Annotated in this window: 24 protein-coding genes and 1 pseudogene; 12 read left to right on the forward strand and 13 right to left on the reverse strand. The window is 66.9% G+C overall.

Going from position 1 to position 26,407, the window contains the following annotated elements; all coding sequences use genetic code 11:
- The first annotated feature begins 193 nt into the window (after positions 1 to 193).
- On the forward strand, positions 194 to 2,854 hold the full coding sequence (locus J1M43_RS00970; RefSeq protein WP_206475447.1) for a penicillin acylase family protein: 2,661 nt from the start codon (positions 194 to 196) through the stop codon (positions 2,852 to 2,854).
- Between the two features lie 12 nt (positions 2,855 to 2,866).
- Here the strand turns inward: J1M43_RS00970 and J1M43_RS00975 are convergent, their stop codons facing one another.
- Positions 2,867 to 3,628 carry a GntR family transcriptional regulator gene (locus tag J1M43_RS00975; protein ID WP_160175043.1) on the reverse strand — a complete coding sequence of 254 codons (762 nt, stop codon included), beginning with the start codon at positions 3,626 to 3,628 and terminating at the stop codon, positions 2,867 to 2,869.
- A 238-nt stretch (positions 3,629 to 3,866) separates the two neighbouring features.
- Between J1M43_RS00975 and ehuB the strand changes: the two genes are divergently transcribed.
- The 4 genes from ehuB to ehuA are packed head-to-tail and all read left to right on the forward strand — an operon-like array spanning position 3,867 to position 6,963.
- A complete protein-coding gene (gene ehuB / locus J1M43_RS00980; protein WP_033105537.1) occupies positions 3,867 to 4,757 on the forward strand; it encodes an ectoine/hydroxyectoine ABC transporter substrate-binding protein EhuB in 891 nt (296 codons plus the stop codon).
- A gap of 10 nt (positions 4,758 to 4,767) precedes the next feature.
- Positions 4,768 to 5,502: an ectoine/hydroxyectoine ABC transporter permease subunit EhuC gene (gene ehuC / locus J1M43_RS00985; protein ID WP_206475449.1), complete on the forward strand. Its 735-nt coding sequence runs from the start codon at positions 4,768 to 4,770 to the stop codon at positions 5,500 to 5,502.
- Entirely contained in the window at positions 5,499 to 6,164 is a 666-nt protein-coding gene (ehuD, locus tag J1M43_RS00990) for an ectoine/hydroxyectoine ABC transporter permease subunit EhuD (RefSeq protein ID WP_033105538.1), read from the forward strand. Before ehuC ends, ehuD begins: the two co-directional genes overlap by 4 nt.
- Before the next feature lie 37 nt (positions 6,165 to 6,201).
- The gene (gene ehuA / locus J1M43_RS00995; RefSeq protein ID WP_206477274.1) at positions 6,202 to 6,963 is read left to right on the forward strand and encodes an ectoine/hydroxyectoine ABC transporter ATP-binding protein EhuA; all 762 of its coding nucleotides are present in this window, start codon (positions 6,202 to 6,204) and stop codon (positions 6,961 to 6,963) included.
- Between the two features lie 179 nt (positions 6,964 to 7,142).
- On the opposite strand, the pseudogene J1M43_RS01000 reads toward ehuA, so the two are convergent.
- A pseudogene (locus J1M43_RS01000) lies at positions 7,143 to 8,330 on the reverse strand (MFS transporter); the annotation flags it as partial.
- Between the two features lie 76 nt (positions 8,331 to 8,406).
- On the opposite strand from J1M43_RS01000, the gene J1M43_RS01005 reads away from it, so the two are divergent.
- Positions 8,407 to 9,171, forward strand: a complete 765-nt coding sequence (locus tag J1M43_RS01005) for an alpha/beta fold hydrolase (protein ID WP_206475450.1) — start codon at positions 8,407 to 8,409, stop codon at positions 9,169 to 9,171.
- A 90-nt stretch (positions 9,172 to 9,261) separates the two neighbouring features.
- Here J1M43_RS01005 and J1M43_RS01010 read toward each other — a convergent pair whose 3' ends face one another.
- The 8 genes from J1M43_RS01010 to J1M43_RS01045 form a co-directional block, all read right to left on the reverse strand.
- Positions 9,262 to 10,134: a type IV toxin-antitoxin system AbiEi family antitoxin domain-containing protein gene (locus J1M43_RS01010; protein ID WP_206475452.1), complete on the reverse strand. Its 873-nt coding sequence runs from the start codon at positions 10,132 to 10,134 to the stop codon at positions 9,262 to 9,264.
- A gap of 216 nt (positions 10,135 to 10,350) precedes the next feature.
- Entirely contained in the window at positions 10,351 to 10,740 is a 390-nt protein-coding gene (gene mnhG, locus J1M43_RS01015; RefSeq protein ID WP_033105543.1) for a monovalent cation/H(+) antiporter subunit G, read from the reverse strand.
- Positions 10,737 to 11,006, reverse strand: a complete 270-nt coding sequence (locus J1M43_RS01020; RefSeq protein WP_033105544.1) for a monovalent cation/H+ antiporter complex subunit F — start codon at positions 11,004 to 11,006, stop codon at positions 10,737 to 10,739. Before J1M43_RS01020 ends, mnhG begins: the two co-directional genes overlap by 4 nt.
- On the reverse strand, positions 11,003 to 11,629 hold the full coding sequence (locus J1M43_RS01025; RefSeq protein WP_206475454.1) for a Na+/H+ antiporter subunit E: 627 nt from the start codon (positions 11,627 to 11,629) through the stop codon (positions 11,003 to 11,005). The genes J1M43_RS01020 and J1M43_RS01025 overlap by 4 nt, the downstream gene beginning before the upstream one ends.
- Positions 11,626 to 13,179 (reverse strand): Na+/H+ antiporter subunit D, encoded by a 1,554-nt coding sequence (locus J1M43_RS01030; protein WP_033105546.1) that lies wholly within the window; start codon positions 13,177 to 13,179, stop codon positions 11,626 to 11,628. The genes J1M43_RS01025 and J1M43_RS01030 overlap by 4 nt, the downstream gene beginning before the upstream one ends.
- Complete coding sequence (locus J1M43_RS01035; protein ID WP_084595645.1) at positions 13,176 to 13,760, reverse strand: Na(+)/H(+) antiporter subunit C; 585 nt, start codon at positions 13,758 to 13,760, stop codon at positions 13,176 to 13,178. Before J1M43_RS01035 ends, J1M43_RS01030 begins: the two co-directional genes overlap by 4 nt.
- Positions 13,760 to 16,705, reverse strand: coding sequence for a Na+/H+ antiporter subunit A (locus J1M43_RS01040; protein ID WP_033105547.1), 2,946 nt, complete (start codon positions 16,703 to 16,705; stop codon positions 13,760 to 13,762). Before J1M43_RS01040 ends, J1M43_RS01035 begins: the two co-directional genes overlap by 1 nt.
- Before the next feature lie 120 nt (positions 16,706 to 16,825).
- A complete protein-coding gene (locus J1M43_RS01045; RefSeq protein WP_033105548.1) occupies positions 16,826 to 17,896 on the reverse strand; it encodes a LacI family DNA-binding transcriptional regulator in 1,071 nt (356 codons plus the stop codon).
- 57 nt (positions 17,897 to 17,953) lie between these two features.
- Between J1M43_RS01045 and J1M43_RS01050 the strand changes: the two genes are divergently transcribed.
- Genes J1M43_RS01050 through J1M43_RS01060 form a run of 3 tightly spaced genes read left to right on the forward strand, consistent with a single transcriptional unit; the run spans position 17,954 to position 20,614 of the window.
- Positions 17,954 to 19,183: an MFS transporter gene (locus J1M43_RS01050; RefSeq protein WP_206475456.1), complete on the forward strand. Its 1,230-nt coding sequence runs from the start codon at positions 17,954 to 17,956 to the stop codon at positions 19,181 to 19,183.
- A 9-nt stretch (positions 19,184 to 19,192) separates the two neighbouring features.
- Positions 19,193 to 19,888 (forward strand): endonuclease NucS, encoded by a 696-nt coding sequence (gene nucS, locus J1M43_RS01055; protein ID WP_206475457.1) that lies wholly within the window; start codon positions 19,193 to 19,195, stop codon positions 19,886 to 19,888.
- Between the two features lie 57 nt (positions 19,889 to 19,945).
- A complete protein-coding gene (locus J1M43_RS01060) occupies positions 19,946 to 20,614 on the forward strand; it encodes an HAD hydrolase-like protein (protein WP_033105551.1) in 669 nt (222 codons plus the stop codon).
- 71 nt (positions 20,615 to 20,685) lie between these two features.
- Here the strand turns inward: J1M43_RS01060 and J1M43_RS01065 are convergent, their stop codons facing one another.
- On the reverse strand, positions 20,686 to 20,892 hold the full coding sequence (locus J1M43_RS01065) for a cold-shock protein (RefSeq protein WP_033105552.1): 207 nt from the start codon (positions 20,890 to 20,892) through the stop codon (positions 20,686 to 20,688).
- 656 nt (positions 20,893 to 21,548) lie between these two features.
- Between J1M43_RS01065 and J1M43_RS01070 the strand changes: the two genes are divergently transcribed.
- A complete protein-coding gene (locus J1M43_RS01070) occupies positions 21,549 to 21,722 on the forward strand; it encodes a CsbD family protein (RefSeq protein ID WP_206475458.1) in 174 nt (57 codons plus the stop codon).
- A gap of 3 nt (positions 21,723 to 21,725) precedes the next feature.
- On the opposite strand, the gene J1M43_RS01075 is transcribed toward J1M43_RS01070, so the two are convergent.
- Positions 21,726 to 23,771 (reverse strand): MMPL family transporter, encoded by a 2,046-nt coding sequence (locus J1M43_RS01075; RefSeq protein ID WP_206475459.1) that lies wholly within the window; start codon positions 23,769 to 23,771, stop codon positions 21,726 to 21,728.
- Between the two features lie 98 nt (positions 23,772 to 23,869).
- Complete coding sequence (locus J1M43_RS01080) at positions 23,870 to 24,430, reverse strand: hypothetical protein (RefSeq protein ID WP_033105554.1); 561 nt, start codon at positions 24,428 to 24,430, stop codon at positions 23,870 to 23,872.
- A 157-nt stretch (positions 24,431 to 24,587) separates the two neighbouring features.
- Here J1M43_RS01080 and J1M43_RS01085 point away from each other — a divergent pair, with 157 nt between their 5' ends.
- Both J1M43_RS01085 and J1M43_RS01090 read left to right on the forward strand, forming a co-directional pair.
- A complete protein-coding gene (locus J1M43_RS01085) occupies positions 24,588 to 25,808 on the forward strand; it encodes a sensor histidine kinase (protein WP_206475460.1) in 1,221 nt (406 codons plus the stop codon).
- Positions 25,805 to 26,407 (forward strand): response regulator transcription factor, encoded by a 603-nt coding sequence (locus J1M43_RS01090; RefSeq protein WP_206475461.1) that lies wholly within the window; start codon positions 25,805 to 25,807, stop codon positions 26,405 to 26,407. The genes J1M43_RS01085 and J1M43_RS01090 overlap by 4 nt, the downstream gene beginning before the upstream one ends.

Below are 26,407 nucleotides of genomic sequence, written 5' to 3' on the forward strand. Positions count from 1 at the left end.
CTCGCGGAATGGCGATCGAGAGTGCGGATGCCGCGGCATCCGCACTCTTCCTCCACCGGCGCTGCCCACTGCGGCATCTGCCGCGCAGCGTGCTGAAACGCATCGATCGGGCTAGGCTTCCAGAGCGCGTCCCGAAACGCGCTCCTGGGAACGGTGAGACCGGATCCCGCCGACGACCCTGAAAGAACGCTCAATGACGATCGAACCTGTCGAACCGCCTGCACCCCGCCGTCTGGGAGTCAGGATCGGGCGCATCGCCTTCGGTGTCGTCGCCGGGCTGCTCGTGATCGCGGTCGCTGCGGCCTTCTTCGTGGTCTGGACGATCCAGCGGTCCTTCCCTCAGACGGCCGGCGAGATCGAACTCGATGGGCTGACCGCAGAGGTCACGGTGCAGCGCGACGACCTCGGCGTACCGACGATCACGGCCGACTCCTCGCACGACCTGTTCTATGCCCAGGGCTTCGTGCACGCGCAGGACCGCTTCTTCGAGATGGACTTCCGCCGGCACGTGACATCCGGCCGCGTCGCCGAGATGTTCGGCGAATCACAGGCCCCGACCGACATGTTCCTGCGCACCCTCGGCTGGCGCGATGTCGCCGAGCAGGAGGTCGAGGCGATGGACGAGACCACGCTCGCCTACTACCAGGCATACGCAGACGGCGTGAACGCCTACCTCGAAACGCGTGATGGTGCCGACCTCTCGCTGGAATATGCCGTTCTCGGCATACAGAACCCCGACTACGAGGTCGAGCCGTGGGAGCCCGCCGATTCAGTGGCGTGGCTCAAGGCGATGGCCTGGGACCTCCGCACCAACATCGAGGACGAGACCGAGCGCGCACTGCTGATCGCCGAGGTCGGAGACCCCACGGCCCCGGCCGAGAGCGTGGAACTACTCGAACAGCTCTACCCCGCATATCCGTTCGAAGAGAACCCGGTGATCGTGCCCAAGCTCTCAACGGTGCCCGCGCTGGAAGCGGCAACGGATGCCGCGCCCGCCGCCTTCTCGACCGAAACAGGCACGACCGAGGATTCGCAGGTGCAGACCGCGGTGTCCACGATCGAATGGCAGGAGGCCGACAGCGTCGTCGCGGCGGCGAGCATGCTGATCGGAGATGTCGGCGAGGGCATCGGCTCGAACTCATGGGTCGTCTCCGGCGAGCTCACCGAGAGTGGGCTGCCTCTGCTGGCGAATGATCCGCACCTGGGGTCATCGCTGCCGTCTGTCTGGTACCAGGTGCAGCTGCGCTGCTCAGCGATCACCGACGAATGCCCGTTCGACGTCGGAGGCTTCTCGTTCTCCGGCCTGCCTGGCATCGTGATCGGCCACAACGCCCAGGTGGCCTGGGGCTTCACGAACCTCACGACCGACGTCGCCGACCTCTACATCGAGAAGGTCGACGGCGATGAGTACTGGCGCGACGGGGCACTGGTGCCCCTCGACGTGCGCGAGGAGACGGTCAAGGTGGCCGGCGGAGACGACATCGATCTGACGATCCGCTCGACAGTGCACGGTCCGATCATCTCCGGCCTCACCGACGACTTCACCGCCGTCGCCGACGGTCAGGTCGCGGCAGACGGCGACGCGCTCACCCAGGGAGAGACGGATGCGTCAGCGGCACTCTCGGGTGAGTACGCCGTGAGCCTGCGCTGGACGGCGCTGGATGCCGGCAGCACCGCGACCGCGATCTTCGCTCTCGCCACGGCTCAGGACTTCGACGACTTCCGGTATGCAGCATCGCTGTTCGATGTGCCGGCGCAGAACCTGATCTACGCCGACGTCGAGGGCAACATCGGATACCAGGCGCCCGGCCGCCTGCCGATCCGGGGCGCAGGCGACGGATGGCTCCCGCAGCCCGGGTGGGACAGCAGCTATGACTGGACCGGGTTCATCGATTTCGAGGAGCTGCCCGTCTCCTACAATCCGAGCTCGGGTTACATCGTCACGGCGAACAACGCGATCGTCACGGACGACTACGACCGCTTCCTCTCCCGCGACTGGGACTACGGCTACCGTGCGGCTCGGATCACCCACATGATCGAACGCCGCGCTGCGGCAGCACCGCTCACCGCGCAGGACATGCGCGACATCCAGAACGACAACGAGATGTGGATAGGCAAGAAGCTCGCGGCGATCATGGCCGACATCGAGGTGGAGGGCACCGGCCCGAAAGAAGCCGTCGCACTTCTGCGCACCTGGGACGCGCAGAACAACGCGGATTCAGCGGCGGCCGCCTACGCGAACGTGCTGTGGTCGAACCTGGTGCTGAACCTGTTCGAGCAGCGTGAGAAGCCGCTGCCGCACGACGGTCAGGCCCGCCTGTTCACGGTGGTCTCCGCACTGCTCGACGACCCGACCGACCCGCTCTGGAAGAACGAGAAGCTCGACGTCTCCGGCATGGAGGAGATGCTCGCCTTCTCCGCCGAACAGGCCTACACCGAGCTCGCCGGGCTGCAGGGCTCGGCCGTCTCGCGCTGGAACTGGGGCAGCCTGCACGCCATCACCCTGAAGAACTCGACCCTCGGCTCATCCGGAATCGCCCCGATCGAAGCACTGTTCAACCGCGGGCCCTATCCCGTCGGCGGCGGACCCTCTGTCGTCAATGCCACGGGCTGGGAGCTCGGTGAGGGATATGCGACGACCACTGTGCCATCCATGCGGATGGTGATCGACCTGTCCGACTTCGACGCTTCGACGTGGAATCAGCTGACCGGTGCTTCCGGACATGCGTTCCACCCGCACTACGTCGATCAGACCGAGAACTGGTCACGCGGCATCCAGACGCCGTGGGCGTTCACTGCGGATGCCGTGGATGAGGCGACCGTCGACACACTGGTGCTCCGGCCGAAGGGCTGAGCACCAGCGCGCTCAGACCTCTTCAGTGATCTCGATCGGTCCGATCGCGGGCGGCTCCACGTCGGCGGGAGTCTCGACCGTCTCGACATCGTCGTCCTTGCCGGTCAGCCGGTCGACGGCTTCGGCGAACTGCTGCTCGAGCGCGAGGAAAGCCGCAGCCACGTCGCCCGCGGCGAGCGCGTCGAGCAGCTGCCGATATGTGTCGGAGACAGAACGGCGCACGGTATAGCCACCCGGGTCGCTGAAGCTGGCGATACGGGTCTCGATCGCGAGCGTCGCCATGTACTGCGTCAGCCTGCGGCTGCCGGCCGAGTCGACGAGCTCCCGGTGGAACTCGATGTCCGCATCGCCGATGGCGCGAGCATCCGTCCCCTCGCTCACCGCGACCAGGGCATCGTACGCGCGCTCAAGCCTGTCCAGCACCGACGCGGCGCCGGACCTGATGATCAGGCGCACCGCCTGGCCCTCGATCGCGAGCCGTGCGTCGTACACGTCGGCGACGTGCTCAGGTCCGATCATGCTCACGCGCATGCCGCGGCCCGGGGACGCGGTGAGCAGCCCCTCCTGCACGAGTCGCTGCGTGGACTCCCGCAGCGGACTGCGGCTCACCCCCAACTGCGACGACATCTCGACCTCACCGATGGGGCTGCCCACCGGCAGCGCTCCGGTGAAGATGGCACTGCGCAATTCGGCGGTGATGAGGTCGACGGTCGACGGTCGAGCGACGCGCACCATCGAGATCGGCGAAACCGCGCGAGGGGTGTGTGAAGCCATGTGCATCCCTTCCAGCCGTCGCGCGAAACCGCGAACATCTCATTGTCGATCCTCCGCGTCATTCTGCGAAGTCGAGTCAGGATTCCTCAGTCTGCCTCATGATCACGTTTTTGTATACTTGTCGACAATCAGCGCGCCTGACTGTACATCCATCGACAGATTCCATAGTCTGGGGCACGGTCAACGGCGCCCGTGCAGAGCGCCCGGATACGGAACTCATACGGAACGCGAGGACATCATGACGAAGAGAACGACACGGATCGGCATCGCCACAGCCGCCGTCGGAACCCTGACGCTCGGCCTTCTCGCCGGGTGCTCAGCAGGGGGCGGCAACGACACCGAGGGCATGAACACGCTCGAGAAGGCGCAGGAAGAGGGCAAGATCACACTTGCGATCGCCTCCGAGCAGCCGTACTCGTGGGTGGAAGACGGCGAGCCGACCGGCGCGACCATCGCGATGCACGAGCAGATCTTCAAGAATCTCGGCATCGACGAGATCGAAGTCGAGGAAGTCGACTGGAACTCACTGATCCCGGGGCTCAACGCCGGCCGCTGGGATGCCGTGAGTGCCGGCATGTCGATCCTCCCTGAGCGCTGCGCAGAGGCCGCGTTCAGCGATCCCGAGATCATGTACACGACCACCCTCGTCGTCCCCAAGGGCAACCCCAAGAACCTCAGCGACCTCGACTCGGTCGCCGCGGCCGGCGACGTCACTCTCGCGGTGCAGTCCGGGGCGATCGAAGAGGGTTACGCGACCGATCTCGGCATCGCGAACACCGTGCCGGTCGACAGCGCCCAGGCCGGTATCGAGATCGTGCAGTCCGGTCGCGCCGACGCGTTCACCCTGACCGCGGTCTCGCTCAACTGGATGACAGAGGGCATGGATGACGTCGAGACCACCGAGGCCTTCGTGCAGGAGATCGACGGGGTCGAGCAGATCGGCGCCGGTGCCACGGTGTTCCGTCAGGACGACACCGAGCTGCTCGAGGCCTACAACGAGGAACTCGCCAAGATCACGGGCGACGAGACGAAGTACCTCGACCTGGTCGAGCCGTTCGGCTTCACCGCTGAGAACCTTCCCCCGGCCGACCTGACCACCGAGCAGCTCTGCTCCGGCGAGCTGGGCTGATCCGACTCCTGTGACTGAGAATTTCGAAGCGCTCTGGAGGGCGCTGCCCCAACTCGTCGACGGAGTGCTCATCACACTCCAGTTGACGGCAGGCGGCGCCCTCCTGGCGATCGTCGTCGCCATCGGCCTCGGGCTGCTGGCACGATTCGAGAACGTCCTGCTGCGCGGTTTCGCGCGCGTCGTCATCGAGCTGTTCCGCGGCACCTCGCTGCTCGTGCAGCTCTTCTTCTTCTTCTTCGTGCTGCCGCTGCCGCCCTTCGAGATCGAGATGCCCGCCGTCTTCACCGGCATCCTGGCCCTCGGCCTGAACTACGGCGCCTATGGTGCCGAGGTCGTGCGCGGCTCGATCAACTCGGTGCCGGCCGGCCAGTGGGAGGCGACCACGGCGCTGAGCCTTTCCCGCACGCACCGGATGTGGCGCGTGATCTTCCCGCAGGCCTGGGCGCTCATGCTCCCCTCTCTGAACAACCTGCTGATCCAGCTGCTGAAGGGCACTGCGGTCGTCTACCTGATCACGATCGTCGACCTCACAGCCGAGCTGAACAAGCTGCGCGTGCAGACCGACGTGTACTTCGCGTATGGTCTCGGTCTGCTCATCTACTTCGCGATCGCCTACCTGCTCACGCTGGGCATGAACGCGCTCGAGACGCGTGCCAAGCACCGTCTGGGGCAGGGCGGGAAGTGGCGTGACTCCATCACCACCACTCCGGTCCCCGACATGAAGGGGGCAGGTCAAGCCGCATGAACGACGACAACAGCTTCTGGAGCTGGGACCACGCCATCGCGGCGTTCCCCGACATCCTGGAGAAGTTCCTCACGGTCACGCTGGTCGTGACGATCATCGGCAGCATCATCGCCGCCATCCTCGGGCTCGTGATCGCGCTCGGCCGCCGCACGGCACCGCGTCCTGTCGCCGCCGTCATCACTCTGCTGATGAACTTCGTGCGCATGACCCCGCTCGTGGTGCAGCTGCTCTTCGCGTACTACGTGTTCACGACTGTCCCGCCTCTCGTGCTCGGAACGATCATCATCGGTATCCACTACGCCACGTACATGGCCGAGGTCTACCGTGCCGGAATCGATGCGGTCCCTCCCGGCCAGTGGGAGGCGACGACGGCGCTGTCGATGTCACCCGGACGCACGTGGACAGCCGTGATCATCCCCCAGGCGCTGCGCTCCACACTGCCGGCCCTGGCCAACTACGTGATCTCCATGTTCAAGGACACTCCGTTCCTCATGGTCATCACCGTCGTCGAAATGGTGCGCCAGGCGCAGTTGTACGGCAGTAAGAACTTCCGCTTCGTCGAGGCGATCATCATCGCCGGACTCATCTATCTGGTCGCAAGCCTTCTGAGCTCGCTGCTGGCCAGGCGATTGGAGAAACGTCTTGAGTACACCACCGCTTGACACCCATACCGGTGCGATCACGCTCGATGACGGCGAGATGCCGGCGATCCTCTTCGACAAGGTCGAGAAGCGATTCGGCGACCACGTCGTGTTGCACGATCTCGACTTCACCGTTCGGCGCGGGGATCGAGTGACACTGATCGGCCCGAGCGGCTCGGGAAAGACGACCATCCTCCGCCTCGTCATGACGCTGGAGGAGGCGAACGACGGCTACATCCTGATCGACGGCAAGCCGCTCACGCACTACTCGCAGGGCGGCAAGCGGGTCGAGCTGAAGGAGAAGCACAAGAACGAGATGCGCAAGCGCATCGGCATGGTCTTCCAGCAGTTCAACCTGTTCCCGAACATGACGGTGATCGAGAACATCATCGAGGCACCCGTGCACGTGCTCGGTCTTTCCAAGAAGGAAGCGATCGAGCGAGGCCGCGCGCTGCTCGAAAAGGTCGGCCTTCCCGACAAGGAGAACGCTCACCCCACCCAGCTCTCCGGCGGTCAGCAGCAGCGCGTCGCGATCGCTCGGGCGCTGGCGATGGAACCCGAGATCCTGCTGCTCGACGAGGTCACCAGTGCGCTGGACCCCGAGGTGGTCGGCGAGGTGCTGAACATCCTGCGCGACATCGCCCGCGACACCGATGTGACGATGCTGATCGTGACGCACGAGATGCAGTTCGCCCGTGACGTGTCGAATCGAGTGCTGATGTTCGACAGCGGTCGCATCGTCGAAGAGGGCAAGCCGGAGGACATCTTCAGCGATCCGCAGGAGCAGCGCACTAGGGACTTCCTCTCGGCCGTGCTCTGAGCTCCGGCTCGGCTGCGCGCGGCTCGGCTGCGCGCGGCTCTGGCGTCGACGACGGCGGCCGCACGCCGCGAGATCATCCAGATGCCGAAGGCTGCGGCGAGGAAGATCCCACCGAGCATCACCCAGCCGAGCAGGCCGAACGTGATCGCGGTCGCGTTCACGACGATCGGCGACGCGAGCGCGCCGAGCGAGAACCCCATGCCGAAAACGCCCTGATAGGCCCCGGCACGCACGGGATCGGCGAGCTCGAAGCTGAGCCCCCACGCTCCCGCCTGGGAGAGGATCTCGGCGAAGGTGTGGGTGACGGCGGCCACGATCAGCACGACGATCGCGACCCAGGCCGGCAGCCCTGCCGCGAGCGCATAGATCACGCAGGCCGCGGCCATCAGCCATCCGGCGATCATCGTCACCCTGCCCGCTATACGCACGTCGTGGGTGCCGCGCGACGCGCGCACTTGGAAGAGCACGACGAGCGAGGTGTTGACGATCAGCAGCAGCGCGACGACCCACTCGGGAGCGTTCGTCCGCTGGGTCACCCACAGCGGCATCCCGAGCTCGGCGACGCCGAACTGCATGCCGAACACCGCCGAGAGGAATGAGAGCAGCAGGTAGCGCGGGTCGCGCCATGGCGAACGGCGGCGCCAGTCCTTCCGGGCGGCGAGCGTGGCTTCGGCCGTGCCGTGGGTGTCGATGGATCCCGTCTCCGTGAGCACGGCGTCCACTTCGCGCACCGGCGCATCGACGGATGCCGGCAGTCGCAGCAGCGGCAATGCACCGAGCACGCCGATGACGCCGGCGATGACGATGACGATCCGGTACGCCTCGGCGGTTCCGAGAGCCAGTGCCACTGCGGCGATGCCCGAGCCGATCGCGATCGACAGATTCGTCACCGTGCGCAGCACGGCACGGGCATGCACCCGTCGTTCCGGTGCGAACCCTCTGGCGATAATCGCCGAACGCGCCGAATACCCGATCGTGTCGAAGAAGCCGGCGAGGCTCGCGATCACGAGGGCAGCTACGAAGGAGTCGGCGAAGGCGTAGGTCGCGAGCAGCAGCCCTCCGAGGGTCTCGAAGACGAACGCCAGTCGGCGCGCGCTCCATCGGTCGGCGAGCCATCCACCCAGGAACGAGGCGAGCACTCCGCAGGCGCTGGAGACGGCGAGCACCACTGCGGCCTCGCCGGCGCTCAACCCGATGATCAGGGTGAAGAACAGCACGGTGACAGTGAGGAAGACACCTCGGCCGATGCGCGACACAGCCGTCGCAGTGACGAGTGCGCGCAGCACCGGGTCGGAGAATGTCTGCGCCAGGCGGTCGCGCACGCGCGGTTTCACGGAGGCAGTCGGAGACGGGTCTTGCGAAGGCACATGCCAGTTTCACACAGGGCACGGACACAGCCTTCGCGCGTCGCTCACGGTCAGCATCCCTCGATAGGGTCGTTCCATGCCTTCCCGTCTTCTCGCTCCTGAGGGCGTGCCCGCATCCGTCATCGAGTTCGAGCACGGCGGCGCGACCCTCATCGCCGAGGACTTCGGCACCGGCGCGCGTCCGTACGTGCTCGTGCACGGGATCGGAATGGGCCGCAGCGTCTACCTCGACTTCATCGAGCGCCTGCCCGGACGCATCATCGCGCTCGATCTACCCGGATTCGGAGAGGCACCGGAACCCGAGCGCACACTCACGATGGCGCGTCATGCCGACCTGATCGCGGCTTTTCTGCGCAGCATCGGCGTCACGGATGCCGTGATCATCGGCCATTCGATGGGCTCTCAGATCGGCGCGGAGATGGCGGCACGGCATCCGAAGCTCGTCGACGGCCTGGTGCTCGCCGGCCCCACGGTGAACAGTGCGACGCGCAGCATCCGGGAGCAGGCGACGTATCTGCTGCGCGATCTCATCGGCGAGCGGCCGATCGTGCTCTGGCGCGGCGCGCGCGAATATCTGCGCGGCGGCCCGCACCTGATCAGGAAGATCCGTGCCACGGTGGTGCACGAACCCGAGAAGGCGTACGCGCGGGTGAAGTGCCCCGTGCTCGTGCTGCGCGGTGAGCGCGACCCGCTCGCGCCGGTGTCCTGGTGCCGCGAGATCGTCGCGCTGGTGCCGGGGCCGGCCGAGCTGAAGGAGATCCCCGACCACGGCCACGGCACGCTGATCAGCGACGCCGAGATCGCCGCCGACCTGATCTCGGAGTTCGCCCGCTCGCTGTGAGGCGGCGTTGCCCAGCACAACTCCGGAGCTTTTCGCGGATGCCGCGTCTTTCTCGGAATGAGCACACCTCAGACGGCCATTGCTCCGGAGTTATGCGGCGCGTCCGCGTGACGTCCTCGGCCGGAAGGCATCGAGCACGTCAGAGATGCTTTGCCGAACCGCGTTCGAGTCGAAGAGGATGTCTGACGCGATAGGTCGGATCGTCGTGTAGCCAAGGCCAGCGGAGGCGATGTCACGCTTCCGGTCCTCCACCTGCTTGTCCCATCCCTCATGGAACTCCTTGCTGTCGCATTCGATGATGAGCCACCCTTCGACGACGAAGTCGACCCGTCCGACTCCGTCGATCACCACCTGTGCCTCGTAGCTGACACCGAGTGTGCGAAGAATCAGGCGCATGTAGGTCTCGGGGCCGGACTCGGCCGACGCGTCGACCAAGTTCAGCAGAATGTGCAATCGGGCGGGCAGTCGTGTGAAGATCTGCTCAAGCTGCATCATGGTGACCAGACGCAGGTGCAGCAGGCTGTCGAGGGTGGCGATCGCGGCCCGCGCGTGTTGACAGAGAATCGACTGCCGTACCGCGTCCTCAAGAAGAGCGACATGTCGCGGACCACCGCGGTGAGACCACCGTGGCCAATGCATCACCGTCGATTTCGAGGCACGGGTCCGTATCCGAGACATATGCGGCGCCAGCTGCAGGTGCAGCCCGGAGGATTTCAACACGAACACACCGAGCATCTGCAGCAAAGTCACGCATGACACACGACCACCTATGCGGACCGCCTCCGCGATCTGAGCATCGATACTTGGGCGGCTGTAGTGATCTCGGCGCAGACGCACGAGAGTACCGGCCTTGACGGCACGGGTGATGTCCTCTGCACTGCTGCCTGCGTCCAGAAGTTCGGCCCTGGAGAACACGATCGGAGAGTATGTCGCCCTGAGGAGCTCAGCTACGGTCTGCTTCACCCATCAGATCGTGCTCGCATCGCGGAAGGCCTGAGTGCGGGAAACCTACGTTATGTGGATACAACGACGCACGGAGATTCTGTGGAGGCGAAGTGCGGACTTGTGGATCCAGCCGCACAACTCCGGAGGATCTCGCTGGATCCGCAGCGAACCGTCCCCGTTGCACCCCATCTGCCAAGATGCTCCGGAGTTATGCGGCGCGACCCGCCGCGAGGACTACCCGGCCCCCGGCGGGGTCTGCTTCGACTCGGCGAGCTCGTCGACGACGAGCCGCCGCTCCTCCGTCGTGCCGTTGCGATAGGCCTGGCGCCCCACCATATGCGCGGACAGCGGTGCGGTCGCGAACTGCATCAGCACGATGGGTGCGACGAGCGCGAGGCCGAGCAGGATGCCGCCGACCGAGCGCTGCGCGAGCGCGACGGCCAGGCAGATCAGGATCACTCCGAGCACCTGCGGCTTGGTCGCCGCGTGCAGGCGGGAGGGCACATCGCGGAAGTGCAGCAGCCCGACCGCGGCGGAGAGGCACAGCACCGCGCCGAGCAGGATCAACACCAGCACCGTCACGTCGATGACGGCATTCGGAATCTCGATGTCGAACACGTTCATGATGTCGTGTTGTCCCTTCGCGCCACATATCGAGCGACTGAGATCGATCCGAACACCCCGATGGCGGCGATGATGAGCATCACCGGAATGCTGCGTGTGTGCCCATTGATCGCCATCTCGGCGCCCAGTACACACATCACCTCGGTGAGGAGGACGTCGGATGCCACGGCGCGGTCGAGGATCGACGGACCGCGGATGATGCGGAATAGCGTCAGGATCGCAGCAACACTGAAGACAGCCATGATCACGATCATCAGGATGTTCATCGCCCACCTCCCGCGCGTTCATCGGCTCCCGCGCGTTCATCGGCTCCCGCGCGCTCGTCGGCTCCCGCGCGCTCGTCGGCCTTCAGGGCACGATACTGCGCTGGGCTGCCGAGCGCCCTCACGATCCGCTTCTCCCAGCGCAGGATCCCGTCGCGCTGCGCATCCGCGTCGGCTCGTGTGCGCACGCCGATGATGTGCAGGTAGAGCACCCGGCGATCGCGATCCGTCTCGACCACCAGCGACCCGGGGATCAGCGAAGACGTGACCGACACGTGCGTCATGATCAGGTCATCGGCGTACTTCAGCGGCACCGCGATGATCGCCGCACCCGGCTGGCGCCGGAAGTCGAACACCTGCACCGACACCGCGATCGCACCGCGGAGGACGGCGAACAGGAACTGCACCACGAACAGCGCGCCGTACCAGAGGTTGACGCGCCCCGAGAGTTCGATTGTCGGCAGACGGAAGACGCGGGTGACGAAGACGGCGACGACGAGTCCGGTGACGAACGAGAGCAGGGTGAACTGGTTCCACAGCAGCATCCAGAGCACGATGAGCCAGGCGAGGAACGGAAGCTGAAGCCAGACGTCGTGAAGACGATGACGCTGGGTCTCGGGACTCACGGGGCCACCTCCTCCTCCAACTGCACGAGGCTGACCGGCTGCAGCAGCGCGTCGCCGATGCGATCGCACAGCGCGTACAGCGGACCGGCGAAGATCGTCAGCAGCAGCGTCACGCCGACCATCCCCCCGGTCGCGAGCGTCATGATCCGAGGGATGCGGCGGCGCTCCTGCTGCTCGTCGGCGGCCGGCGCGCCTGCGAGGTACTCGATTCGTCCGTCAGTCTCGGCCGAGTCCTCCTCCTCGCGCCAGAACGACAGGTTCCAGGCGCGCATCAGTGCGTAGAGGGTGAGCAGTGAGGTGACGATGCCACCGAAGATCAGCACCATCATGATCGGAGTGCCGACGGATGCCGCGGCTTCGAAGAGCGCGAACTTGCCGATGAACCCGGAGAACGGCGGCAGACCGCCGAGGTTGATGGCCGGCACGAAGTAGAGCACGGCGAGCAGCGGCGCCGCCTTCAGCAGCCCCTTGACCCTGAGGATCGACGTGCTGCCGGCTCTGCGCTCTATGAGTCCGACGGCGAGGAACAGAGTCGTCTGCACGACGATGTGGTGAACGATGTAGTATACCGTCGCACCGATCGCCGCCGGTGTCGCGATCGCCAATCCGAAGATCATGTAGCCGACGTGGCTGACCAGCGTGAACGAGAGGATCCTCTTCAGCTCGGCCTGCGCCACGGCGCCGAGTACGCCGATGATCATGGTCGCGAGCGCGACGATCAGCAGCAGGGTGTCGATGCTGTTGTCGGCGAACAGCTGCGTCTCGGTGCGGATCAGCGCGTAGACGCCGACCTTGGTCAGCAATCCGGCGAACACCGCCGTGACGGGCGCTGGCGCTGTCGGATAGGAGTCCGGCAGCCAGAACGACACCGGGAAGATGGCCGCCTTGATGCCGAACGCGACCACGAGCATCAGGTGCAGCACGAGCTGCGTCTCCTGCGGGAGCTCTGCCATCCGCTCGGCGATCTGCGCCATGTTCACTGTGCCGAGGGCGCCGTAGATCATCGCGATCGAGGCGAGGAAGAGGATCGACGAGACGAGCGAGACGACGATGTAGACCGCTCCGGTGCGGATGCGCGATTCGGTGCTTCCGAGTGTGATGAGCACGTATGACGCCACGAGGAGGATCTCGAACCCGACGTACAGGTTGAACAGGTCACCGGCGATGAAGGCGTTGAAGATACCGGCCGCGAGGATCAGGTACGACGGGTTGAAGATCGAGATCGGCGTCTCATCCGACCCGTCTGCGGCGCCCTGGCCGATGGAGAAGAGCAGCACCGCGAGCAGCACGATGCTGGAGATCAGCACCAGCAGGGCGGCGAGCCGGTCGACGTAGAGCACGATGCCGAACGGCACCGGCCATCCGCCGACCGAGACGGCCAGCGGGGAGCCTCCGTCGACCGCGATGAGCAGCACGGCGGCGATGACGGCCACCGCCGCGAGCGCGGCGACGGTGACGAACACCTGCAGCCGAGGGCTGCGGCCGAACACCAGGGTGATCGCGGCGCCGAGGAGCGGGAGGGCGACGAGCAGGGGGACTAGGGCGTTCATGTGCGATTCCCCTCATCGTCGGAGGATGCGTCGGGCGCGTTCTCGTGCCCTTCGACGGGCTCAGGGCGCGAGCGCGGTACCCACGGCCGATCCATCGGGGCGTCGTCCTGGATCGATGCATGATCGCGCATGTGCAGCACGGTGATCGGCGAGGTGCGCACGTCCACGAAGTCGGTGGTGGCTTCTTCGTCGGCGACGTCGTCCTCGTCGTCCATGACGTCCTCGTCCTCATCTGTGCGGGCACGCAGAGCGAGGTCGGCCTCGTCGTCCTCCACCGTGTCGGCCTGGCCGAGCTGCCAGGAGCGGTAGATCAGAGCGAGCAGGAATGCCGAGACGGCGAAGGTGATGACGATCGCCGTGAGCGTGAGCGCCTGCGGGAGCGGATCGCTCAAGTCGCCCTCGGTGCCGAAGAACGGCGCGTTGCCCGGCACTCCCATGACTATGAGCAGCAGAAGGTTCGTGGCGTTTCCCAGCAGCAGGAATCCGATGAGCACGCGGGTCAGGCTGCGCTCGAGCATCGCGTAGACGCCGCAGGCGAAGAGCACCGCCATCACGATGATGAGGGTCAGCGAGACATCCATCAGACGCTCACCCCCCGCGACCGCATCTCCTGCGACTGCCTGTCGACCTCGGCACCGAGGCTGCGCAGCACATCGAGCACGAGCCCGATGACGACCAGGTAGACGCCCGCGTCGAAGATCGTCGATGTGACGAACTCCATGTGGCCGAGGCCGGGGATCTCCCACTCCCAGAACGAGCTCTTCAAAGGTGCGAGGTTGAAGAACAACGGGAGCACGGCGGTGCCGACGGCGAGGATGAGTCCGGCACCCAGCAGGCGACCGGCATCGGTCGGCGCGGCGGCACCGAGTTCCCAGCGTCCGCCGGCGATGTATCGCATGACGAGTGCCATGCCCGCGACGAGTCCGCCGGCGAAGCCCCCGCCCGGCCCGTTGTGCCCGGCGAAGAGCAGGTATATCGAGACGACGATGATCGTGTGGAACAGGATGCGGACGATCACCTCGAGCAGGATCGATCGGTTCTCGGGTTTCATCTGCTGGCCGCCGATGAGCCATGCCCGCGGGTTGCTGCGGTTCTCGGTGGTCTGGAAGCGGATGCCGTCGGTCGTCTCGACGAGCGGCGCGATGCGGGCCTTCCGCCTGATGCGCTGGGGCAACGACGGTCGCTGGGACAGCATGTCCGCGCGGTGGGTGACGAACACGAGGGATGCCACGCCGGTGGCGGCGAGTACGAGGACGGAGAGCTCGCCCATCGTGTCCCAGCCGCGCAGGTCGACGAGCGCGACGTTGACGACGTTCTTCCCGCGGCCCAGTTCGTAGGCGAGTTCGGGGAACGAGATCGAGATCGGGTCGGTTATGCGTGCCTGCGTCGCGACCACGGCGATGAAGGCCATCGTGACGCCGACAGCGATCGCCAGCACGGCGCGCGGAATGCGGGAGACAGAGGCGTTGTGCTCGCCCATGCGCGACGGCAGCCGGCGCAGCACGAGGGCGAAGGCGACCATCGTGACGGTCTCGACGAGGATCTGGGTGAGGGCGAGGTCGGGGGCACCGCTCGTGGCGAACAGCGAGACCATGCCGAGGCCGGTGACCGAGACGAGCACCACACCGGTGTAGCGCTTTCGCGCCTGCACCGCGAAGACGGCGGCGATCGCCATGATCGGCGCGACGGCGATCTGGGTCGGGGTGTGCCAGGCCGACAGATTCAGTTGATCGACGTCGCTGGCGAGCAGCGCCGTGGTCTCCGCGGCCACGAACACGATGAAGATCGTGCCGACGTAGACCGGCAGCGAACCGCGCTGCGTGAGGGTCGTTGTGATGACCGAGAGCCGGTCGACGCCGCGCATCACCACGAAGTAGACGTCGGCGGCCGTGAACTTCAGAAGACGCGCCTTGCGGTCCCAGCCTGTACGTCGCGTGAGCACGAACAGCCCGAATCCGAGCAGGACGGTGAGGACCGAGATGCCCAGCGCCGGCTCGAACCCGTGCCACAGTGCCAGGTGCCCAGGACCTTCGCTCGCCGTTCCGTCAGCACTCAGGCCCGGCACGGCGGTCACCGCGTAGCCGTACAGTGCGGTGTCGAGCGCCGGGGCGCCGATGCCGAGGGCGATGGTCGCGCCGCCCAGGATCATCGGAGCCGACAGGAACCCCACCGGAGGGTCCGGCCATTCCGTGTCCGGAATGCGCGCGCCGATGACGTCGCGCTTCCTCCAGAACGCCCCCCATAGGAAGCGGACCCCATATGCCACAGTGAGCATGGAACCCAGGATCACGCCGATCAGGGCGACGAGTGCCCACGGCGAGCCGCCCAGCGCATCGTCGATCAGCCCGGTGAGCGCCGATTCCTTCGCCACGAAGCCGACGGTGGGGGCGATGCCCGCCATCGACGCGACGGAGATGAACGCGATCGTGGCCATGACCGGGGCCTGCCTGCCCACGCCGGACAGCTCGTCGATGTCGCGGGTGGAGAGTTGACGGTCGATGATGCCGACGATCAGGAACAGCGCCGACTTGAACAGCGCGTGCCCGACCACGAGCGCCAGACCGGCTAGTGCTGTCGCCTGCGTGCCGTAGCCGACCATGACGGTGAAGAAGCCGAGCTGGCTGACCGTGCCGAAGGCGAGGATGCGCTTGAGGTCGGTCTCACGCAGAGCCTGGATTCCACCGAGCAGCATCGTGAAGACGCCGAACGAGATCACGATCGGACGCCAGGGCTCGGAAAGCGCGAAGATCGGAGCGAACCTCGCGATGAGGTAGATGCCGGCCTTGACCATGGCAGCGGCGTGCAGATACGCGCTGACCGGCGTCGGCGCCGCCATCGCGCCGGGGAGCCAGAAGTGGAATGGGAAGATCGCCGACTTGCTGAGCGCGCCGATCAACAGCATCACGACCGCGGCGTTCACGAGCGGGCCGGTGGGGGCGAGCTCGAGCATCTCGGTGATGCTCGACGTGCCGGTGTCGACGACCAGCAGCACGACGCCGACGAACATCACGAGTCCGCCGAGCGTGGTGACCAGCAGCGCCTGCAGCGCGGCACGACGACTCACCGCGCGACGGCGGTAGTGGCCGATGAGCAGGTACGACAGGATGCTGGTGACTTCCCAGAACATCACGAGCATGACGAGGTCATCGGTGAGCACGAGCCCGTACATCGCACCGGCGAAGCCGAGCAGAACACCGGCGAACTGGCCGAGCTCACCCGCCTCGTCGTGGAAGTACCAGCGGCAGTAGAGCAGCACCAGAGCCCCGACACCGGTGACGATGAGGGTCAGCACCCAGCCCAGCACATCCATGCGCATCGACAGGTTCAGGCCGAGTTGAGGGATCCACTCCACGCTCTCGAACGGCACCGATTCGGTGTCGAGAACCTGCGGCGTCATCACCAGCGCCTGGACGAATGCCGCAGCGGGAATGAGAGCGCCGATCGCGAACGCTCGCGCCCCGAGCCAACGTACCAACGCGGGGAGAAGAAGAGCCCCGAGAAGGAACACGGCAAGGAGCAACAGCATAAGCGGCTCCTCAATGGCTCGTCGAGGCCTTGCGGCACAGGCGGGCGGGGGGTTTCTTCGAGTTTACCGGTTCATGCCCTCCATGGATTCTGCAAGTGCGGTCGGATCTCGCCTCTGCGGTCAGATGGTGGGGGCAGCGGTGGTCGTTCCGGCGCGGAATCGGCAGGTGAGATGCATCGATTCCGGCGACTCGCCGCGCAGCATCCGGGCCACCTGCTCCCCCGCCGCTCTGCCCTTCTCGACGGCTGGCTGCACCATGGTCGTGAGCATGTGCGGTCCGATGCCGTCGACGCGGATGCCGTCGAAGCCGGCGACGCTGAGATCATCCGGCACTCGAAGACCGAGGTCCTCCGCCGCGCGGATCACGCCCGCAGCCAGAAGGTCGCTCTGCGCGAGGATCGCGGTGGGACGGGCGGCAGGGTCGCTGAGCAGCGCCCGTCCCGCGATCACGCCGTCGTCGATCGAACTGCTGCCTGCCGAGACCGCGGGCAGATCGGGGTAGACGTCTCGCGCACCGGCCAGTCGCTCGATGGTGACGTCGATCGTCGCGCGTCCCAGTCGCTCGTCGGTGACCCGCCCGCGGATGCGATCGCTGTCCAACGGCAGCGTCACGGCGGCGACGCGCTCGTGTCCGAGACCCTGGATGTGCCTGGCCATCTCCGCCGCCGCCTCACGATTGTCGAGCGTGATCTGCGGGATCCCCTCCCCCGCGTCTCCCTCGATCACGACGACCGGCAGGCCCCGGGCCCGGACGATCTCCAGTGACGCGCGGGTTCTTCCGGAGCATCCGATGAGCACGACGGCGTCGACCGGTGCCGTCGCCAGCGCGGGGACCTCGCCCTCCCCCGGCTCGTCGCGCAGCAGGAGCACTCCCGCTCCGAGCGAGGCGAGGCCGTCGGTCAGCCCGTCCATCATCGGAATCGTCACGGGGTCCAGGAATGCGGTCCGCAGGTGCCCCTCGAGCACGACGGCGACGATGCCGCTGCGTCCGAGACGAAGCGATGCCGCGCGCGGGTCGGGACCCGCATATCCGAGATCGGCCGCTGCCGCCAGCACACGCTCTCGCGTCGCGTCCGAGACCCTCGTGCGGCCGCTGAAGACGACGGATGCCGTGGACGTCGACACGCCTGCAGCGTGCGCGACGTCTGCGAGCGTCGCGCGACGTGGCGCAGGTGCTGAGGACGACGTCATGATCCGAGGATAACTCGACCATTTCCGAAAATCGAATCGATTCGATACGCTCTCTGCATGGACCACGCCCTCACCCGTTCGCAGTACGTGCGTTGGCGGGGCGCAATCTTCGCGATCTTCCTCGCCAGCGGCGTCTCGATCGCGACCTGGGCGTCGCGCGTGCCCGACATCAAAATCGCCCTCGGCATCGACAACGCGCAGATCGGCCTGCTGCTGCTCGGCATGGGCATCGCGTCGATCCTCGGAATCTCCACGAGCCCGGCAGTGATGGCGCGCATCGGCGCGCGCCGGGGCATGCTGGCGCTGATGATCACCCTCGCGATCGGTCTCGTCCTGATCGGTGTCGGCACGACGGTGTTCGCGTCGTTCCCCGTGGTCATCATCGGCCTTGCGCTGTTCGGGTACGGCAACGGATGCCTCGACGTCATGATGAACGTCGAGGCGACCGCCATCGAGCAGGAGGCGGGCAAGACGATCCTGCCGCTGTTCCACGCGTTCTTCAGCTTCGGCACCGTCATCGGAGCCGGCCTCGGCTGGGTCGCCACCACCACGCACCTCACGGTCGCATTCCACGCGACGGTGGTCGCCGCGCTGATCTTCGTCGCAGCGTTCGTGTGCATCGCAAACGTGCCGAACCGTGACGCGACTTTCGACCCCGCCGAGTCCGGCGAGAAGCCGCATTGGCGCGAGCGCATGCACGTGGCATTGTCGGCATGGCGCGAGCCGCGCACCTACGCCCTCGGCGTCGTGATGCTCGGAATGGCCTTCGCCGAGGGCGGGGCCAACGACTGGCTCGCACTCGGCACGAGCGAAGACCACGGCGGCGGCGCGGCGATGGGCGCCGCAGCGCTGACGGTGTTCTCGGTGGCGATGACCACGGTGCGCATCTTCGGCGGTCCGCTCGTCGACCGCTTCGGCCGCGTGCTGGTGCTGCGCATCCTCGCGGTGGCGGCGACCGGCGGCATCCTGCTGTTCATCCTCGCGCCCACACTCCCCCTCGTCTTCGTCGGCGCGGCTCTGTGGGGCGTCGGCGCATCACTCGGCTTCCCGCTCGGCATGTCCGCGGCGGCCGACGACCCCGCCAAGGCTGCGGCGCGAGTGAGCGCAGCGGCCACGATCGGCTATGTCGCGTTCCTCGGCGGGCCGCCGATCCTCGGGCTGATCAGTGAGCACATCGGCCTGCTCAACACACTGTTCATCCTCGTCGCGCTGGTCGCGGCATCCGGATTCGCATCCGGCGCCGCCCGGCCGCTGAAGGCGAACGCCGAGCGCTCGACGACGAAGTAGGCTCGTCGAGTGCGTCTCGTCATCGCCCGCTGCGCCGTGGACTACTCCGGCCGGCTCAATGCCCACCTCCCCCTCGCCACGCGTCTGCTCGTGCACAAGGGGGACGGCAGTCTGCTCGTGCACTCCGACGGCGGCAGCTACAAGCCGCTGAACTGGATGAGCCCTCCCTGCACCCTCGTCACAGAGATCCCGGGTGAGGAAGAGGCCGGCGCCGGCGTCATCGACGTGTGGCGCGTCACCCACAAGAAGACCGGCGACGCACTGCGCGTGCAGATCTATGAGGTGCTGCACGATTCCGCACACGAGCTCGGCATCGACCCCGGCCTGCAGAAGGACGGCGTCGAGGCCGATCTGCAGCGCCTGCTCGCCGAACAGGTCGAGCGGATCAGCGAGGGCGCGACCCTGGTTCGCCGCGAGTACCCGACAGCGATCGGCCCTGTCGATCTCATGGTGCGGGATGCTGCGGGCGCTGCCATCGCGGTGGAGATAAAGCGCCGCGGCGACATCGACGGCGTCGAGCAGCTCACCCGCTACCTCGAACTCCTCGGCCGCGATCCGCATCTCGCGCCCGTGCACGGTGTGTTCGCCGCCCAGGAGATCAAGCCCCAGGCGCGCGTGCTCGCCGAGGATCGCGGCATCCGCTGCCTGGTTCTCGACTACGACGACATGAAGGGCATCGAGTCCGGAGTCCCGCGGCTGTTCTGACGGCTCCGGAGCGATGTGGCGTACGGCCGACCCGGCGGCTGCCCATAGGCTTGAAGGATGCCTCACTCCCCTTACTCCTGCGTGCTCTGGGACGTCGACGGCACCATCGCCGATGCGACCCCCGGCATCTTCCCTCGTCTCATGGAAGTGCTCGCGTCGTTCGGCCAGCCCGCACCTGACCCGGCTTCGCTGCCGCGCTGGGTCGGACCGCCGATGTACGAGTCCTTCCAGAGCCTTGCGGGGCTGAGCGCGACCCAGGCCGAGGATGCTCTTGCGCGCTACCGCGCGCTCGCCGCCCGCGACGGCTATGCCGCGTCTGTCGACATCTACGACGGCATCCCCGATGTCATCCGCGCGGTCGCAGCCGCAGGCATCCCCCAGGCCACCGCGAGCACGAAGCCCGAGAATCAGGTCACCGCGATCCTCGAGCACAATGATCTGCTCGGCCTGTTCGCCGCCGTCTCCGGTGCGCGCAGCGGCACGGTCGGGCGCAGCGACAGCAAGTCGGATGTGGTCGGCTGGGCGCTGGAGCGGCTGCAGGCCGCGGGTGTCGACACCTCGAACCCGGTACTCGTCGGAGATCGCCACCACGATGTGGAGGGCGCGGCTGAGCACGGTGTGCCCGTCATCTTCGCCGAGTGGGGTTTCGGCGAGGCCTCAGAGGGCGACGGCGCGGTGTCCCGAGCTGCCGACGCGGACGCGCTCAGGGCACTGCTTCTGACGTAGAGCGCACGGCGCTCCCCGCCGGGAGCGCGCTGTTGACGTGCGCCCGACGGGGAGCGTCGTGTGTATCGGCCTCAGATGGGGCGGATGTTTTCGGCCTGCAGGCCCTTGGGGCCCTGTGCAACCTCGAACTCGACGCGCTGGTTCTCGTCGAGTGAGCGGTAGCCGCTTGCTTCAATGGCGGAGTAGTGCGCGAAGACGTCAGCGCCGCCGTCATCGGGGGAGATGAAGCCGAAGCCCTTCTCCGAGTTGAACCACTTGACCGTGCCTTGGGTACTCATGTACTGCCGTTCTGCTGAAATGTGTGTCGACGCAGGGTGCCCCGACGATGCCCACAATATCTGTGCAGCGCCGGAGCGGAACAGCCCGAAGCAGAAGGTAACCCAAATGTTGCACGAGCGTCACACCGGGTGCACACAGGGAAAAGGGCCGTCGAATAGTGCGGCCCTCACCGCGGGGGGAGCGGTGAGGGCCAAAGACGACCGGAGGGTGCGTCATGAAACACCCTAACCCCAAACCATGAATCTTGTCCCCCATTTGGGGGACAAATCTGAAAAACCGTGGGAGGATGACTCGATAGTGGCTCCCGCGGATGGATCATTGGGGACGGACCTGCTCGAGTGGGCCCACTGCATGCGCTGATCGTCGGGCTTTGGGGAAAGCCGAGATCCGGATTCTGGGGAAGAAGGACGACGATCACCCCGTCCCGCGGGGATCGCAGGTTTCGGGACGGGATGGGATGCACAGCACGGAGTTCGCCTCCGGCATCTCATCCCGCTCGAACCGCGACTGATCCCAGCCCGAATCGTGGGCTGACGCGCCATCCGCTCATTCCTAACGTTCGTCGTCGCGCCCGTCAACCCCGTCGCCGAATCTTCCTGTCGGTGTGAGAGTCGATCACACGGATCACCTGATCCCCGACGAAAGGAATGGATCGATGGGCATTGGAGACAAGGCGAAGCACACCGCCGAAGACATCGCCGGTCACTTCAAGGAGGGCGTCGGCAAGGCCACGGACAACGAGAAGCTCGAAGCCGAGGGCAAGGCGGAACAGGCCAAGGCCGATCTCAAGAAGGCCGGGGACAAGGCGAAGGACGCCTTCGAGAACTGAGCGTCAGAGCGGCGGGCGGCGACGTGGCCACCAGATCCGGTCACCGAGCACCCCGAACACCGCCGGCACGATCACGGTGCGCACGACCAGCGTGTCGACGATCACGCCGACCCCGACGATCAGGCCGAGCTGGCCGAGAGTCACCAGCGGCAGAACGCCGAGCGCCGCGAACACCGCTGCGAGCACGATCCCGGCGCTGGTGATGACGGCGCCGGTGTGCGAGACCGCCCGCACCATTCCTTCACGGGTGCCGTGGCTCTCGGCCTCGGCCCTGGCGCGATGCACGAGGAAGATCGTGTAGTCGATGCCCAGCGCGACGAGGAAGAGGAACGCCAGCAGTGGCACCTGCAGATCCAGCGCGTGCTGATCGAACAGAACCCGGCTCAACCAGGAGCCTGCGCCGATCGCCGCCGCTGCACTCGCGACGTTGATCAGCAGCAGCACCACCGGTGCGACCAGCGACCGCAGCAGCACGAGCAGCACGATGAAGCTCACCGCGAGCACGAGCGGGGCGATGAGCAGCAGATCCTGCTGGTTTCCGGCCCTGGCATCCAGATCCGTCGCCACTGCACCGCCGACGACGGCATCCGCACCCGGCACGTCGTGGACGATGTCACGCAGCTCGGTGACGAGGTCGAGGCTCTCGGGTGTTCCCGGCGCGTACTCGCCCGTCACCATGATCTTCGTCAGCGCGCCGTCGGTCGTCTCACCGATCGGGTTCGCACGCACCACGCCGTCGACATCGTCGACGCTGTCGAGCACGCTGTCGGCCTCTGCCGAGTTCGCGACGATGAAGATCGGCTGGGACTCCCCGGGCGGGAAGTGATCGCCGAGCACCTCGAGACCGGCCGCCGACTCGGACTGCACGCGGAACTTCTCCACCTGATCCAGTCCCACCGTCGTGCTCACGAGGCCGGCACTCATCACAGCCAGCACGAGCACCCCGCCGCCGAGGCTCAGCCACGGACGACGCATGACGCGGGTGGCGATGCCCTTCCACACCGCGGCGTGCTCGGTTCTCGCGCCCGGCTTCGGGACGAACGGCCAGAACACCCGGCGCCCGCACACCGCCAGCAGGGGAGGAAGCGCGAAGAGCACCGCGCCGAGCGCGATCAGCAGACCGACGGCGGAGGAGATGCCGAGACCGCGCGTGCCGGGGATCACGGCGAGCGCGAGCGTGAGCAGCGCCAGGACCACGGTGATGTTCGACGCGACGATCGCCGGAACGGTCTTGCGCCAGGCGGTGCTCAGCGCGCGGCGCTGATCCACGTCGACGAGCAGCTCCTCCCGATAGCGCGAGATCAGCAGCAGTGCGTAGTTCGTGCCGGCACCGAAGACCAGCACGCTGATGATCCCCGCGTCGAACTGGAGGTCTAGCCAGGTCCCGACGGCGCCGGTGACCTCACCGGCGAGCTGATCGGCGAACGCGACGACCACGAGCGGGAGCAGCCAGAGGATCGGCGAGCGGTAGGTGATGATCAGCAGCACCGCGACGATGAGGATCGTGACGAGCAGCAGCGTGAAGTCGGCGCCGTCGAACGCGCTCGTGACGTCTGCGCCGAATGCCGGGCCGCCGGTGACCTGGAGCGCGAGGCCGGGGGGAGCGTCGGCTGCCACCGCGCCGCGCAGGTCCTTGATGATGTCAGCAGTCTCGGCGTTGTCGGCTCCGACCGTGATCGGGGCGACGATCACGGCGGCCTTCCCGTCGTCGCTCGCGTTCGGTCCGGACGACTCGAGGCCGGTGTGGGCGTCGAGAACGGGCACGATCGCGTGCAGCGCCGTGATGTCTGCGAGGGAGAGGTCTGCGGCATCCGCTCGAGAGGCGACCACGAGCACCGACTGCTCATCCGCATTCGGGAACTCCTCCAGCAGCGCGCTCACCTGCGACGACTCGGAGTCCGGCGGTGCCGTCTCGTTCCCGGTCGGGCCGTCGATACGGCTGAAGAGCCCGAACAGGGCCACGAAGGTGAGGAGAACGATGCCGAGGGATATCCAGGCTCCCCGCCGGGATGTGAGCCGGTCGGGGAGGCGCGGGCGAGTAGCTGTCATGCATCCAGCCCATCAGCGAGGCCCGATCCCGACATCGCTCGAAAGGTTGATCATGCGCTCTGGACATCTCGCCCGCACGAGGCGTTGCGTCCAGCCAGTCAGCTGACGGCGTGGACGACACTGCCGACGAACACAGAGAGGATCGTGGTCCATCCGATGATCGCGACCGCCTGCCAGATCAGGACGCGGGCCTTGCTGACACCGGATGCCGCGAGCATCGTCGCCGTGAACTGCGTGGGGAGCAGGAGCGGGCCGAGCAGGCTGACGCCGGGGACGCCGTAGCGGTCGAGCGCACGACGGAACTTCACCTTGCGGGCGGCGCTGCGGCTGCCGTCGGCCTCGTCCTCTGCGTCGACAACGGTGACACTTCCCGTCGTCGCACCTCCGGCAGCGGCCAGACGCGCCTTGCGCGCGTGGTTGCGGCTGACGACCGCATTGCGGGCCCCGGAACTGAGCAGCACCAGCACCAGCACGCAGAGGAAGTTGCCGATGATGCCTGCGATCGCGGCGATCACCGGATGGATGCCGCCGATGATGCCGATGCTCGCCGCGCCCTCGCCCTCGATGAAGGGCACCGCGCCGGCCAGGGCGACGATGAGGGGCTGCACCAGTTCGGGCACCTGAGCGACCAGGTTCTGGAAGGTCTCGATGAGGTTCATGGGATGTTCCTGTCGTTGCGACTGCCCGGGCGTCTGCCCGGCGGAGACTCCAGTCCATCGGATCCGCGCGATGCGCAGAAGTGCCCCGCTGTCACCGCTTCCCGGGGTGTTCGCACGATCGATGGGTGACATGTGTCATGGCCGTAATGTGGACGACATGGTCCGTTCGTCCGCATCCGCTCCCGACGGCTCCGATGCCGCCGCGTCGAAGGGTTCCGTACGACTGGCCAGGGGAGTGACCGCCACTTGGTACTACACGATCTCGGCCCTATTGTTCTTCGAACTTTTCATCGTCGCGAACACTGTGCTCCTCATCCTCGGCGCCGGCATCCGCCCGTCGGCCGCCGCCGCCGTCGCGATCTCGATCGGCGGACTCGTCTGGGTCGTCTCGACCGTGGCACTGATGATCGACTACCGTCACCGCACGGACACCGCCGGGCTGGTGCGGTGGCGCCGACAACTCCTCCCGCTCCTGGTGGCCGTGGCCTATGCGATCCTGGCCGGCACGGTGTCCGGGCTGTGGACGGTCGCCGCCGTACCCGTACTGCAATCGCTTCTGCTGCTCAACTGGCAGCCGGGGGTGCGCATGCGTGCGATGCTCGCCGCCACTGTCGTGATCATCGGTCTCGCCGTGGTCGATTTCCGCATGTTCGACGACGGAGCAGCGGCGGGTTTCGGGCCGCTGGCCTTGTTCTCGGCGATGCTGCCCGCCATGACCGTCGCCTCCCTGTGGTGGTGGGATGTGCTGGTGCGACTCGATCGGGCGCGCGCCTCCGAGAGCCGTCTCGCCGCCACGCAGGAGCGCCTGCGGGTCGCGACGGACGTGCACGATCTGCAGGGCCACCATCTGCAGGTCATCGCCCTGCAGCTCGAACTCGCCGAACGCCTCATGGCGAAGGATCCGGATGCTGCGCTCGAGCAGTTGCGCGCTGCAAGAGGCAGTGTGGCCGAGGCTCAGCAAGGCACGCGGGACCTGGCGCTGCGATTCCGCACGGCCGCGCTGACCGATGAGATCGCCAACGCCGTCGATCTGCTGCGTGCCGCCGGCACTTCCGCGGAGGCGAGCGTCGATGCGGGGGCGGATCGAGCTCCGGCATCCGTTCTCGGGCCCGTCATCCGCGAGACCACGACCAACGTCCTGCGCCACGGCGGCGGCAAGTGGGCGCAGCTCTCGTTGAAGAAGGACGGCGAGTCCTGGCGGTACGAGATCGTGAACGACTCGGCCGGGGATCCGGCGTCCGATGACGGCTCGGGGCTCGAGGGCATCGGGCGGCGAGCAGCGGAAGCGGGTGGGACCCTGGACGTGCGACGGGGGAAGCAGGATTTCGCGGTCGTCGTGACCGTTCCGGCCGGGGCGCCGGAGGAGGAAGCGCGATGATCCGTGTACTGCTCGCCGATGACGAGGCGATGATCCGATCCGCGCTGGCCGCTCTGCTGCGCCTGGAGGACGACATCGACGTCGTCGCGGAATGCGCCGACGGGTCCGAGGCTCTCGCCGAGGCCATCCGCCTGACGCCGGACGTCTGCCTTCTCGACCTGGAGATGCCGGGGCTCGACGGGGTCGAGGTCGCGGAGCGCCTGCGGCGCGAGACCTCCATCCGCTGCGTGGTCGTCACCCGGCATGCTCGTCCCGGCGTGCTGCGGCGAGCGCTGGCGTCGGGGGTCGCCGGATTCCTGCCGAAATCGCGCGGTGCGAACGAGGTCGCCGAGGTCATCCGACGGGTGGCGGCGGGTGCGCGCTACGTCGACCCCGAGATCGCCGCCGACGCGCTGAGTGACGAGCGATCCCCTCTGACCGATCGTGAGCTCGACGTGCTGCGGGCAGGGCGGCGCGGAGAGACGACAGGGCAGATCGCACGCGCGCTGTCGCTCGCCCCCGGGACTGTGCGCAACCACGTCTCTACCGTGCTCGGGAAACTCCACGTCACCACGCGCCAGCAGGCAGTGCTGGTCGCCGAAGAGCGCGGCTGGATCTGA

The organism is Microbacterium sp. KRD172, assembly GCF_017168295.1.
Classification (GTDB): Bacteria; Actinomycetota; Actinomycetes; order Actinomycetales; family Microbacteriaceae; genus Microbacterium; species Microbacterium profundi.

Excerpts from the sequence above, each read along its gene's own strand:
- ehuB (WP_033105537.1), top strand. The coding sequence starts at position 3,867 with ATGACGAAGAGAACGACACGGATCGGCATCGCCACAGCCGCCGTCGGA.
- mnhG (WP_033105543.1), bottom strand. The coding sequence starts at position 10,740 with ATGAACGTGTTCGACATCGAGATTCCGAATGCCGTCATCGACGTGACG.
- J1M43_RS01085 (WP_206475460.1), top strand. The coding sequence starts at position 24,588 with ATGGTCCGTTCGTCCGCATCCGCTCCCGACGGCTCCGATGCCGCCGCG.
- J1M43_RS01060 (WP_033105551.1), top strand. The coding sequence starts at position 19,946 with ATGCCTCACTCCCCTTACTCCTGCGTGCTCTGGGACGTCGACGGCACC.
- J1M43_RS01035 (WP_084595645.1), bottom strand. The coding sequence starts at position 13,760 with ATGGATGTCTCGCTGACCCTCATCATCGTGATGGCGGTGCTCTTCGCC.
- J1M43_RS01040 (WP_033105547.1), bottom strand. The coding sequence starts at position 16,705 with ATGCTGTTGCTCCTTGCCGTGTTCCTTCTCGGGGCTCTTCTTCTCCCC.
- J1M43_RS01075 (WP_206475459.1), bottom strand. The coding sequence starts at position 23,771 with ATGACAGCTACTCGCCCGCGCCTCCCCGACCGGCTCACATCCCGGCGG.
- J1M43_RS01050 (WP_206475456.1), top strand. The coding sequence starts at position 17,954 with ATGGACCACGCCCTCACCCGTTCGCAGTACGTGCGTTGGCGGGGCGCA.
- J1M43_RS01030 (WP_033105546.1), bottom strand. The coding sequence starts at position 13,179 with ATGAACGCCCTAGTCCCCCTGCTCGTCGCCCTCCCGCTCCTCGGCGCC.
- J1M43_RS00975 (WP_160175043.1), bottom strand. The coding sequence starts at position 3,628 with ATGGCTTCACACACCCCTCGCGCGGTTTCGCCGATCTCGATGGTGCGC.
- ehuA (WP_206477274.1), top strand. The coding sequence starts at position 6,202 with ATGCCGGCGATCCTCTTCGACAAGGTCGAGAAGCGATTCGGCGACCAC.
- J1M43_RS01065 (WP_033105552.1), bottom strand. The coding sequence starts at position 20,892 with ATGAGTACCCAAGGCACGGTCAAGTGGTTCAACTCGGAGAAGGGCTTC.
- J1M43_RS00970 (WP_206475447.1), top strand. The coding sequence starts at position 194 with ATGACGATCGAACCTGTCGAACCGCCTGCACCCCGCCGTCTGGGAGTC.
- J1M43_RS01090 (WP_206475461.1), top strand. The coding sequence starts at position 25,805 with ATGATCCGTGTACTGCTCGCCGATGACGAGGCGATGATCCGATCCGCG.
- J1M43_RS01080 (WP_033105554.1), bottom strand. The coding sequence starts at position 24,430 with ATGAACCTCATCGAGACCTTCCAGAACCTGGTCGCTCAGGTGCCCGAA.
- J1M43_RS01070 (WP_206475458.1), top strand. The coding sequence starts at position 21,549 with ATGGGCATTGGAGACAAGGCGAAGCACACCGCCGAAGACATCGCCGGT.
- J1M43_RS01045 (WP_033105548.1), bottom strand. The coding sequence starts at position 17,896 with ATGACGTCGTCCTCAGCACCTGCGCCACGTCGCGCGACGCTCGCAGAC.
- J1M43_RS01020 (WP_033105544.1), bottom strand. The coding sequence starts at position 11,006 with ATGAACATCCTGATGATCGTGATCATGGCTGTCTTCAGTGTTGCTGCG.
- ehuD (WP_033105538.1), top strand. The coding sequence starts at position 5,499 with ATGAACGACGACAACAGCTTCTGGAGCTGGGACCACGCCATCGCGGCG.
- J1M43_RS01005 (WP_206475450.1), top strand. The coding sequence starts at position 8,407 with ATGCCTTCCCGTCTTCTCGCTCCTGAGGGCGTGCCCGCATCCGTCATC.